Consider the following 10,289-nt stretch of genomic DNA (forward strand, 5'->3'; position numbering starts at 1 on the left):
TTTGATTGTGAAAAGAGGCGATGTATATTTCGCCGACCTTTCTCCTGTTGTTGGGTCTGAACAGGGCGGTGTAAGACCAGTGCTGGTTTTACAAAATGATATTGGTAACCGCTTTAGCCCAACTGTAATAGTTGCGGCGATTACTGCACAGATACAAAAGGCAAAATTACCGACTCATGTAGAAATTGATGCTAAAAAATATGGATTTGAACGAAATTCTGTTATTTTATTAGAGCAAATACGTACAATTGATAAACAAAGACTCACTGATAAAATAACACATTTAGACAGTGCGATGATGGAGAAGATAGATAAAGGATTAGAAATTAGTTTAGGATTAACTGAGTTCTGATGCTTTATTTTGTATCGAACGTACACAATTTAAAATCACCCATTTCTTTCAACAGATTTGGGTGATTTCTTTTTATATGCAGCAGATAACAGAGTAGGGATAAGTTATTGGAAAATAATTCTTTCGTACTAAAATGAGGAACCGCTGATTGACTTTTTCAAGGTATAAATTACTGATTTAGCCAAATTAATCGTAAAATGTCATAAAATCATGTAGAATTATTATATTGAATAAAATCGAAGAATTAGCGGAGGTAAGTAGAATGCCAGAATCTTTACGTAGAATTGTGGTAGAAAACAGTGATGATATATCCAAAAGCTGGTTGGAGGAAATTGAGAAGAAGAAGGAAGATGATTATACTTCGACAATTTCTAATGAATTATATCAGACAACGAACAGAGAATTTGTTAACGTGATATTTTCTAGCATTAATCGTCAGCGTAATACAACTGCTTTAAATGATTTTTCAGAAAGACTGATCAATTTAGGCTGGCCGTTAAGTTACATTACGGATGGATTGCAGACGTTTCGCCGAGTAACAATTGATTTTATTTTAAGTCAATCTGAAAAAGTGGACTCAGAAAACCTTTCGCGTATTTTAAGTGTAGTGGATGACTGGGTTGAGCCGATTATTAATCAGTTGGTTAACGAGTATTCCGGAAGCTGGGAAAATACCGTATCTCTTCAGCGGCTTGCTTTACAGGAGTTATCAGCACCATTAATTCCTGTGATGGAAAACATTACAATTATGCCTCTGATTGGAACAATTGATACAGAGCGTGCAAAATTAATTATGGAAAATCTTTTAGAAGGTGTAATTAAACATAACTCAGAAGTGGTATTAATCGATATTACAGGAGTCCCGGTTGTTGATACAATGGTGGCACACCATATTATTCAGGCAGCTGAAGCGGTAAGGCTAATTGGTGCAACTTGTATTCTTGTAGGAATTCGACCGGAAATTGCACAGACTATTGTAAATTTAGGAATTGATCTTAGTAAATTCCCAACAAAAAGTTCGTTAAGAAAAGGATTCAATACAGCACTTAAAATAACGAACAGGGAAGTTGTTGAATTGACAAAAGAAAAAGAGAAGGAATTAACAGCTATTTTAGATTCATTAAAATAAGGAGGTGCTTCTAATGAGAATACCAATATTGAAATTGCATAATTACTTATTGGTATCGATCCAAATCGATCTTGATGACCAGACTGCAATTGAATTTCAGGAAGACTTATTAAGTAAAATACATAAGAGCGGGGCGACAGGTGTGGTCATTGATCTAACCTCTGTAGATATTATTGACTCTTTTATTGCAAAGGTACTCGGTGATGTTGTCTCTATGTCAGATTTAATGGGAGCAAAAGTGGTATTAACAGGGATTCAGCCTGCTGTGGCGATGACTTTAATCGATCTGGGTATTCATATGCAAAATGTTCCGACAGCGCTTGATTTAGAGCAAGGATTGATTAAACTTCGCCAGGAATTGGAGGAGTGATTATGTCGAAAACTCAATCCTGTGTGCATATTAAAAAAGAATGGGACATCGTCGGAGCACGACAAATGGGAAGAGAGAAAGCGAAAGAGTTGGGGTTTGGAACAGTTAATCAGGCTAGAATTGCCACTGCTATATCAGAATTAGCCAGAAATATATATCTTTATGCTGGAACCGGAAAAATCTCCTATGAGGTTGTTAATGACATGAACAAGTTAGGGCTGAAGATAATTGCCAGTGATGACGGTCCTGGGATTGCGGATATTAGTAAATCAATGGAGGACGGATTTTCCACATCTGGCGGCCTTGGAGCGGGTTTACCTGGTGTGAAGAGACTGATGGATGATTTTGATATTGAATCCGAAGAGGGTAAAGGAACCACAATTACTGCAATCAAATGGGTTCGGAAATAAGTGATCTAGTTTTGCTTCCTATTAATTATTAAATGAAATAAGTCATTGTAGAACAAGGCGCAGTTAGGAGGTAAGTGAGGTTGGAACCCTTTCATCACAATTTCAATTTAGATAATTACCGAAAGTTATTAAAAAGTTATATTACAACAGAAGATGAAACATCACTATATCAGGCAGAGCTTTTTAGTAAGTTATCAATGCAGCATAATATACTTCCAGAAGAAATTATCAACATCCATATTCAGGCATTGAGAGAGCTTTACCCGGATTTACCTAAAGAAATTGATTCATCTCTTAATTTCCTATTGGAAACAATGATCTCTTATGGCCTGGCTTATCAGGAATTTCAGACATTAAGAGAAAAACAGGGGGAATTGGAATCCGAGATTTCGATTGCGGCAAATATGCAGCAAACACTGTTATCAACGCATAAACCGAAGATAATGGGGCTGGATATTGGCGCTGTAAGTGTCCCTGCTAATATCATGAATGGTGATTACTATCATTTTGTAACAGATGAAAATGGTAATCTCGGGATTGCGATAGCAGACGTAATCGGAAAAGGGATACCAGCAGCACTTGCAATGTCAATGATCAAATACTCTCTGGACAGTTTTCCAGAAACACAGAGAAACCCGAGTGTAATCTTAGAAAATTTAAATAGAGTTGTTGAACGAAATGTCGATACAGGAATGTTTATCACGATGTTTTACGGCCTGTTTCATGCAAAGTCCAATTTACTACAATTTGCGTCTGCGGGTCATGAACCTGGTTTTTATTATTGTGCGAAAGAAGATAAATTTTTTGAGATTAAAACAAAAGGTATCGTACTTGGAGTAACGAATGACACAACTTATGAGCAATTTGAAATTCAAATGGAGCCAGGAGATGTTGTGATACTGCTGACAGATGGGGTTACAGAATGCCGGGTCGGTGATCGGTTCATTGATACGGATGAAATGCTCGAAGTTATCAGGGAATACTTGCACCTGCCAGCACAAGAGGCGGTTGAAAGAGTATTCCGGCATTTTGAAAAATTGCAAGGTTTCCATCTCAGGGATGATTTTACATTGATTTTCCTAAAGAAATGAGTTTACAGTCATTATTAAAGGGTATAGTGTGTTAAGTGACAGATTATTATTTACATAACTAACTATCGTTTTATCATTATAAATTTTAGTAGTGATATTTTAGGAGGTATAGCACGGTGGATTTGAACATTGAAGTAAATGATCAAGGGCTAAGCCAATCAATAAAGTTAGCTGGGGAAATTGATGCATATACAGCACCAAAATTAAAAGAGGCACTGTTGCCTTTAGTAAAAAAGGAAAATGTTACAGTAGTTGTAGACCTGGAACATGTAAATTACATGGATAGTACAGGGTTAGGAGTATTTATCAGTGCACTGAAAGCAACAAAAGAATATGATAGTGAACTTCGACTGGTATCGTTACAAGATCGTGTACGACGTTTGTTTGAGATTACGGGTTTAGAAAATATTATAAATATTGATTCAACTGTACGAGGTGGGAAATAAAATGGAATCCTTTGACTTCATCGAAATGAAAGTGCCAGCAAAACCGGAATATGTAGGAGTAGTAAGATTAAGTACTTCTGGAATAGCGAACCGTATGGGGTTTAGTTATGAAGAAATAGAAGATTTAAAAGTAGCTATATCTGAAGCTATGTCCAATGCAACTACCCATGCGTATGAGGATAAAGAAGGCGGGGAAGTAACGGTTGGTTTTGGTCTTTATGAAGACCGGCTGGAAGTTATGGTGGCAGATCGCGGGGAAAGTTTTGATTTGAAACGGATCAAATCAGAAATCGGCCCATATAAAAATAACCAGTCTGTCGAAGATTTAAGAGAAGGGGGCTTCGGACTTTTTCTCATTGAAGCATTGATGGATAAAGTAGAGATTAAAAATGATTATGGAGTAATTGTATTAATGACTAAATACCTCCGTGAAAATGAGGTGGATATCAATGACGACCAAATCTCAACCACATTATAATCGTGAGGATGAGATTTACCAGTGGATCAGAGACTTTCAATCAAATCCTCATAATAAAGAGATCCAGGAAAAAATCGTCTTGACCTACGAGAAGCTTGTTAAGTCTTTAGCAAGGAAATATGCAAAAAATAGTATGATTTACGAGGATTTAGAACAAGTAGGCATGCTCGGTTTATTAGCAGCGATCAGAAGGTATGATCCGGAGATAGGTAAATCCTTTGAATCATTTGCCATTCCAACGATTATTGGTGAGATAAAACGATTTATCCGCGATAAAACATGGAGTGTACATGTCCCTAGGAGAATTAAGGAACTGGGACCGAAAATAAAGAATTCAATCGATGTGTTAACAACAAGTAACCAAAAGTCCCCTACAGTAAAAGAGATTGCGGAATACCTGGAAGTATCTGAAGAAGAAGTTCTCGAAACGATGGAGATGAGCCAGAGTTATAATGCACTCTCTGTCGACCGTAAGCTCGAAGCCGATTCTGATGGAAGTGAAGTATCTATATTAGATCTTATAGGAAATCAGGATAAAGGCTATGAAGATATTGACAGGCAATTATTGCTTGAGAAAATTTTACCAATGCTAAATGAGAGAGAGCAACAAATTCTTCAATATACGTATTTCGAAAACAAGAGTCAAAAAGAAACTGGTGAATTACTTGGCATATCCCAGATGCACGTATCCAGAATTCAAAGACATGCATTGAAGAAATTACGCGAGGCATTACAAGCTGAAAATATGGAGGCTATGCGCTAATGCATAACAGTCAACAAGTAGAAGTATCGGTTTTTCAAAAAGCAAAACGCGGAAACTACTATTGCGGTGACAGCTATTTTTATGAGGAACAGGGCGGTACTTTTATCTGTGCGTTAGCGGATGGACTTGGCAGTGGAGAATATGCAAAAGAATCTTCTCAAATAGTGGTTGATACGATAAAAGAAAACAGTGATATTCCAATAAAAACACTATTACACAAATGTAATCAGAAATTGATAGGCAAGCGTGGTGTAGTATTAGGAATTCTGCAAATCGACTTAATGAAAATGAAGTACTATTACTCATCGATCGGTAATATCGGTTTAATGACAATTACTCCGAATTCAATTCGAAAGAGAAATATTCCTCAGCCTGGATATCTGAGTGGATATGACCGTCCCTTTAAGGTTTTGACAGGTACAGTTGAACAAGATATGATCTTTATGATGTTTTCAGATGGTATTACAGCAAAGGAAGTGTCTAATCCGCATTTCCTCCATCGTGAAGTACAACATATCACAGATACATTTTCCTATTTATATCAGCAAAAACTAGATGATGATGCAACATTAATTGCAATGAAGTATACTAAGGAAACCTCCTGATTTTATCAGGGGGTTTCTTTTACGAATATAAATAGTTTTGATAAAATAGAAAAGATAGGAAAGAAGGAGGACTAATTGTGCCTGATAATCTACATTTAATAAAATCTGTTGCTGAGAAAACTAAGATAAAAATATCCTCGGTAAAAAGCGTTATAGAACTATTGGAAGAAAGTAATACTGTACCATTTATAGCGAGATACCGGAAAGAACAAACGGGATCTCTGGATGAAGTTCAAATCAGAGAAATTCAGGAAAATTGGAATTATGTGAACGCACTTGCTGACAGGAAAACAGAAGTGATCCGATTAATTGAAGAACAAGGAAAACTAACTGCAGAACTTAAGAGGGAAATCGAAGAAGCGAAACAGCTTCAAAAAGTAGAGGACCTTTATCGGCCATATAAACAAAAACGGCGAACAAGAGCAACTATAGCAAAGGAAAAAGGATTAGAGCCATTAGCGGAACAGATTTTTGAACAAAACGGTAACGATTTATTACAAGGAGCTCATAAGTATCTTTCCGAAGAGCATGAATTACATACAATAGAAGACGTATTAGCTGGTGTTCAGGACATCATTGCAGAATGGATAGCTGATGAGCCGGCGTATAGGGAAAAGATTCGTGAACAGGTTCATCAAAAGGGGATGATTCAGTCATCTGTTAAAAAAGAAGAACTAGATGAAAAGCGTGTCTATGAAATGTATTATGATTACAGTGAATCAGTTCGATCTATTGTAGCCCACCGTATCCTTGCCCTAAACCGCGGGGAAAAGGAAGAGATATTAAAGGTTTCTATAACAGCACCAAATGAAGCAATTTCAACTTACTTGCAAAATCAAGTTATAAAAGGTGGAGTTTCTTCTGATATGAGAGAATTCCTCCAAAATACGATTGAGGATAGTATGAAAAGATTAATTCTGCCATCTGTTGAAAGAGAAGTACGGTCCGCTTTAACAGAGAAGGCGGAGGCCCAAGCAATTGATATTTTTTCAAAAAACTTAAAGAATTTACTGTTACAGCCGCCTTTAAAAGGAAAATATGTGCTTGGGGTTGATCCCGCTTTTCGAACAGGCTGTAAACTTGCTGTCGTTGATGATACAGGTAAAGTAAAACAAGTGGATGTAATGTATCCGACTGCACCAAAAAATGATGTCACGGGCTCGGAAAAAAAGATCATGCAGTATTTATCTGATTATCCAGTCGAGTTAATTGCAATTGGAAATGGAACAGCATCACGGGAAACAGAGCAATTTATTGCAAATACGATTGAAAAGAACAATCTCAATATCGCTTATATTATTGTTAATGAAGCGGGCGCAAGTGTCTATTCCGCGTCGAAACTAGCTAGAGAAGAGTTCCCGGACCTTCAGGTGGAAGAACGCAGTGCAGTTTCCATTGCGAGAAGGGTACAGGATCCTCTGGCAGAACTGGTGAAAATCGATCCTAAATCTATAGGTGTCGGTCAATACCAGCATGATGTAAGTCAGAAACAATTAAATGAATCATTAACTTTTGTGGTAGAAACAGCGGTTAACCAAGTTGGTGTAAATGTAAATACAGCTTCCGCCTCACTTTTACAATATGTATCAGGTTTAAATAAGACTGTTGCAAATAATATTGTTAAATATAGAGATGAATTCGGTAAATTGAAGAGTAGAACTACTTTAAAGAAAATTCCGCGTTTAGGTAATAAAACATATGAACAGAGTATAGGGTTTTTGCGGGTGATTGATGGAGAAGAACCTTTAGACCGGACTCCGATTCACCCTGAGAGTTATACAGCAGTAAAACAATTATTAAAAGAGCTAAATTATACTACGGGTGATCTAGGAACAGAGCAATTAAGGTCCGCACTAAATAATGTAGAGCCAGAACAGCTGGCGGAAAAATTAGATGTAGGTGTTCCGACATTAAAGGATATAATAAAAGCATTAATAAGTCCCAATCGTGATCCCCGGGATGACTTACCGCAACCCTTGTTGAAAAAAAGCGTTCTTTCTATGGAAGACCTTCAAGAAGGTATGGAGTTACAAGGTACTGTGCGGAATGTAGTTGATTTCGGCGTATTTGTAGACATAGGAGTAAAACAGGATGGACTTGTTCATATATCCAAGATGTCACAGCAATTTGTCAAGCACCCAATGGATGTAGCGTCGGTTGGTGATGTGGTAACAGTTTGGGTGGACAAGGTGGACCAGCAGAAACAACGGATCGCTCTAACAATGGTTAAAGAATAAGGAAAGTGGCTTTCAGTAATAAACTTAGCTGAAAGCCGCTAATCTTCAAGCTGGTTGCAGTAGAAAAACCAACACTGGTTAAGTACGCGTATCTGATTTTTATTTTTATGCAAAAAGGCACCGGTAAGTTGCCGTTTTAGCCACGCTGGCACAATAATCCCTCCGCTCCTCTATGGATAAGGTGTTCTGTAATATAATATGTGTTCAAAAGTAAGGTGTGATAAAATGGTTTTACCAAATCAAGAAGAACTAACACTACTAGTTGATAGTATATCTAAAGAGTTCTTTTATAAACCATTTAAGGATCAAGTAGTTTTTAATAACAGACTACGTACTACAGGGGGAAGGTATCTTCCTTCCAAAAGAAAAATCGAATTAAACCCTAAATATGTGACTGAATTAGGTGATGAAGAGTTTATCGGAATAATTAAGCATGAGTTATGCCATTATCATCTCCATATTGAGGGCAAAGGATTTAGGCATCGGGATAAGGAATTCAGAGAACTGTTGAAGAAAACAGGATCTCCTCGATTTTGTAATCCCCTTCCTTCAATGAAAAGTGAATACAAGTATCTATATAAATGTGTGGAATGCTCGCATATCTATCACAGGAAAAGAAGAATAAATCTAAACAAATACAGATGTGGAAGATGTCGGGGGAAACTCGCACAGGATAACTAACAAGTATTTTAACTTTTTTGTACAAATCTATTGACTTAATTATTGAAAATGTGATAAGTTATATTAGCTTCGTTTTTGAGGACATTATCTTCAGTAAACAGATTCCAAAAAAAGTTTTTAAAACATATTGACAATCTAAGCTGGATGTTATACAATGTTTAACGTCGCTGATAAAGTTATTACATTTATTCCACAGTAGCTCAGTGGTAGAGCTATCGGCTGTTAACCGATCGGTCGTAGGTTCGAATCCTACCTGTGGAGCCATGGAGAAGTACTCAAGTGGCTGAAGAGGCGCCCCTGCTAAGGGTGTAGGTCGTGTAAGCGGCGCGAGGGTTCAAATCCCTCCTTCTCCGCCATTATTTATTTTATGAATGGCCCGTTGGTCAAGCGGTTAAGACACCGCCCTTTCACGGCGGTAACACGGGTTCGAATCCCGTACGGGTCACCAAGTTAAATAGAGGTCCGGTAGTTCAGTTGGTTAGAATGCCTGCCTGTCACGCAGGAGGTCGCGGGTTCGAGTCCCGTCCGGACCGCCATTTGTTGGGCTATAGCCAAGCGGTAAGGCAACGGTTTTTGGTTCCGTCATGCGCTGGTTCGAATCCAGCTAGCCCAGCCATTTTTATTGCATTTGTTATATACCGATGAATTCGTCGTTTGAGACGGATTTACTATTCTAATAGTTTGATCGATATTTCACAAATTATTAAAATGCAGATGCGAGCGGAGAGCCATTAGCTCAGTTGGTAGAGCATCTGACTTTTAATCAGAGGGTCGGAGGTTCGAATCCTCCATGGCTCATCACTGCAGTTATGGATTATAACTACTGATGATATGAAATAATAAGATGTAATAGAATATGTAAACACCATGAATCGACATATCTTTAATGACTGATATTGTGCGGTCGTGGCGGAATGGCAGACGCGCTAGGTTGAGGGCCTAGTGGGAGTTAATCCCGTGGAGGTTCAAGTCCTCTCGACCGCATTTTTAAAAAATACAATAAAGTATTGACTTAACCGAGTGCTTTGTGGTATATTAGAATATGTCGCTTAAACAAAGCGCCCGTAGCTCAATTGGATAGAGCGTTTGACTACGGATCAAAAGGTTAGGGGTTCGACTCCTCTCGGGCGCGCCATACCGGGAAGTAGCTCAGCTTGGTAGAGCACTTGGTTTGGGACCAAGGGGTCGCAGGTTCAAATCCTGTCTTCCCGACCAGTCAATATATTAAGAACTTCATAATTTTTATGCGGGTGTAGTTTAGTGGTAAAACCTCAGCCTTCCAAGCTGATGTCGAGAGTTCGATTCTCTTCACCCGCTCCAATAAATGGGCCTGTAGCTCAGCTGGTTAGAGCGCACGCCTGATAAGCGTGAGGTCGGTGGTTCGAGTCCACTCAGGCCCACCATTTATTCCATTGATCATTGAAAACTGAACAAAACAACCAGTATGAAAGAAAAGTAAGAATTAGCTAGCTTATAGAAGCGAGCAGATCAATTCGGCACATTCCATGTGCAAGTTTTATTGAGAGTTTGATCTTGGCTCAGGACGAACGCTGGCGGCGTGCCTAATACATGCAAGTCGAGCGCGGGAAGCTAACTGAATCCTTCGGGAGGACGTTAGTGGAACGAGCGGCGGACGGGTGAGTAACACGTGGGCAACCTGCCTGTAAGACTGGGATAACTCCGGGAAACCGGGGCTAATACCGGATAATACTTCTCCTCACATGAGG

12 protein-coding genes, 11 tRNA genes and 1 rRNA gene are annotated in these 10,289 nt (G+C 38.4%); 23 read left to right on the plus strand and 1 reads right to left on the minus strand.

From position 1 onward, the window contains the following. The first annotated feature begins 1 nt into the window (after position 1). The 10 genes from BMW36_RS05615 (at position 2) to BMW36_RS05660 (ending at position 7,881) form a co-directional block, all read left to right on the plus strand. Complete coding sequence (locus BMW36_RS05615; RefSeq protein WP_089739880.1) at positions 2-352, plus strand: type II toxin-antitoxin system PemK/MazF family toxin; 351 nt, start codon at positions 2-4, stop codon at positions 350-352. 262 nt (positions 353-614) lie between these two features. Further along, positions 615-1,481, plus strand: a complete 867-nt coding sequence (locus BMW36_RS05620; protein ID WP_089739881.1) for an RsbT co-antagonist protein RsbRA — start codon at positions 615-617, stop codon at positions 1,479-1,481. Positions 1,482-1,494: 13 nt separating this feature from the next. Then, positions 1,495-1,851 carry an STAS domain-containing protein gene (locus BMW36_RS05625; protein WP_089739882.1) on the plus strand — a complete coding sequence of 119 codons (357 nt, stop codon included), beginning with the start codon at positions 1,495-1,497 and terminating at the stop codon, positions 1,849-1,851. Positions 1,852-1,853: 2 nt separating this feature from the next. After that, positions 1,854-2,261, plus strand: coding sequence for an anti-sigma regulatory factor (locus BMW36_RS05630; RefSeq protein ID WP_089739883.1), 408 nt, complete (start codon positions 1,854-1,856; stop codon positions 2,259-2,261). Positions 2,262-2,341: 80 nt separating this feature from the next. Then, entirely contained in the window at positions 2,342-3,352 is a 1,011-nt protein-coding gene (locus BMW36_RS05635; RefSeq protein WP_089739884.1) for a PP2C family protein-serine/threonine phosphatase, read from the plus strand. A 116-nt stretch (positions 3,353-3,468) separates the two neighbouring features. After that, the gene (locus BMW36_RS05640; RefSeq protein ID WP_089739885.1) at positions 3,469-3,798 is read left to right on the plus strand and encodes an STAS domain-containing protein; all 330 of its coding nucleotides are present in this window, start codon (positions 3,469-3,471) and stop codon (positions 3,796-3,798) included. A gap of 1 nt (position 3,799) precedes the next feature. Next, on the plus strand, positions 3,800-4,276 hold the full coding sequence (rsbW, locus tag BMW36_RS05645) for an anti-sigma B factor RsbW (RefSeq protein ID WP_089739886.1): 477 nt from the start codon (positions 3,800-3,802) through the stop codon (positions 4,274-4,276). Next, on the plus strand, positions 4,248-5,039 hold the full coding sequence (gene sigB / locus BMW36_RS05650; RefSeq protein ID WP_089739887.1) for an RNA polymerase sigma factor SigB: 792 nt from the start codon (positions 4,248-4,250) through the stop codon (positions 5,037-5,039). Before rsbW ends, sigB begins: the two co-directional genes overlap by 29 nt. Further along, positions 5,039-5,644 (plus strand): SpoIIE family protein phosphatase, encoded by a 606-nt coding sequence (locus tag BMW36_RS05655; protein ID WP_089739888.1) that lies wholly within the window; start codon positions 5,039-5,041, stop codon positions 5,642-5,644. Before sigB ends, BMW36_RS05655 begins: the two co-directional genes overlap by 1 nt. Positions 5,645-5,721: 77 nt before the next feature. Further along, positions 5,722-7,881, plus strand: coding sequence for a Tex family protein (locus BMW36_RS05660; protein ID WP_175480361.1), 2,160 nt, complete (start codon positions 5,722-5,724; stop codon positions 7,879-7,881). A gap of 38 nt (positions 7,882-7,919) precedes the next feature. Here BMW36_RS05660 and cmpA read toward each other — a convergent pair whose 3' ends face one another. Next, a complete protein-coding gene (gene cmpA, locus BMW36_RS05665; protein WP_089739890.1) occupies positions 7,920-8,033 on the minus strand; it encodes a cortex morphogenetic protein CmpA in 114 nt (37 codons plus the stop codon). A 73-nt stretch (positions 8,034-8,106) separates the two neighbouring features. Between cmpA and BMW36_RS05670 the strand changes: the two genes are divergently transcribed. The 13 genes from BMW36_RS05670 to BMW36_RS05730 form a co-directional block, all read left to right on the plus strand. Then, positions 8,107-8,562 (plus strand): SprT family protein, encoded by a 456-nt coding sequence (locus BMW36_RS05670; RefSeq protein ID WP_089739891.1) that lies wholly within the window; start codon positions 8,107-8,109, stop codon positions 8,560-8,562. 189 nt (positions 8,563-8,751) lie between these two features. After that, positions 8,752-8,826, plus strand: a tRNA-Asn gene (locus BMW36_RS05675). Between the two features lies 1 nt (position 8,827). Then, positions 8,828-8,918 (plus strand) — tRNA-Ser (locus BMW36_RS05680). 17 nt (positions 8,919-8,935) lie between these two features. Further along, positions 8,936-9,010, plus strand: a tRNA-Glu gene (locus BMW36_RS05685). 11 nt (positions 9,011-9,021) lie between these two features. After that, positions 9,022-9,098 (plus strand) — tRNA-Asp (locus BMW36_RS05690). Between the two features lie 5 nt (positions 9,099-9,103). After that, positions 9,104-9,178, plus strand: a tRNA-Gln gene (locus BMW36_RS05695). A gap of 109 nt (positions 9,179-9,287) precedes the next feature. Beyond that, positions 9,288-9,360, plus strand: a tRNA-Lys gene (locus tag BMW36_RS05700). A 102-nt stretch (positions 9,361-9,462) separates the two neighbouring features. Beyond that, positions 9,463-9,546 (plus strand) — tRNA-Leu (locus tag BMW36_RS05705). A 74-nt stretch (positions 9,547-9,620) separates the two neighbouring features. Next, positions 9,621-9,697: transfer RNA gene (locus BMW36_RS05710), tRNA-Arg, on the plus strand. Positions 9,698-9,700: 3 nt separating this feature from the next. Then, positions 9,701-9,777, plus strand: a tRNA-Pro gene (locus tag BMW36_RS05715). 31 nt (positions 9,778-9,808) lie between these two features. Continuing rightward, positions 9,809-9,882 (plus strand) — tRNA-Gly (locus BMW36_RS05720). A 6-nt stretch (positions 9,883-9,888) separates the two neighbouring features. Beyond that, positions 9,889-9,965 (plus strand) — tRNA-Ile (locus tag BMW36_RS05725). Positions 9,966-10,077: 112 nt separating this feature from the next. Next, positions 10,078-10,289: ribosomal RNA gene (locus BMW36_RS05730) — 16S ribosomal RNA — on the plus strand; the annotation flags it as partial.

The organism is Gracilibacillus ureilyticus (assembly GCF_900111195.1).
Lineage (GTDB): Bacteria > Bacillota > Bacilli > Bacillales > Amphibacillaceae > Gracilibacillus > Gracilibacillus ureilyticus.

Excerpts from the sequence above, each read along its gene's own strand:
- BMW36_RS05620 (WP_089739881.1), top strand. The coding sequence starts at position 615 with ATGCCAGAATCTTTACGTAGAATTGTGGTAGAAAACAGTGATGATATA.
- BMW36_RS05625 (WP_089739882.1), top strand. The coding sequence starts at position 1,495 with ATGAGAATACCAATATTGAAATTGCATAATTACTTATTGGTATCGATC.
- BMW36_RS05630 (WP_089739883.1), top strand. The coding sequence starts at position 1,854 with ATGTCGAAAACTCAATCCTGTGTGCATATTAAAAAAGAATGGGACATC.
- rsbW (WP_089739886.1), top strand. The coding sequence starts at position 3,800 with ATGGAATCCTTTGACTTCATCGAAATGAAAGTGCCAGCAAAACCGGAA.
- sigB (WP_089739887.1), top strand. The coding sequence starts at position 4,248 with ATGACGACCAAATCTCAACCACATTATAATCGTGAGGATGAGATTTAC.
- BMW36_RS05655 (WP_089739888.1), top strand. The coding sequence starts at position 5,039 with ATGCATAACAGTCAACAAGTAGAAGTATCGGTTTTTCAAAAAGCAAAA.
- BMW36_RS05670 (WP_089739891.1), top strand. The coding sequence starts at position 8,107 with ATGGTTTTACCAAATCAAGAAGAACTAACACTACTAGTTGATAGTATA.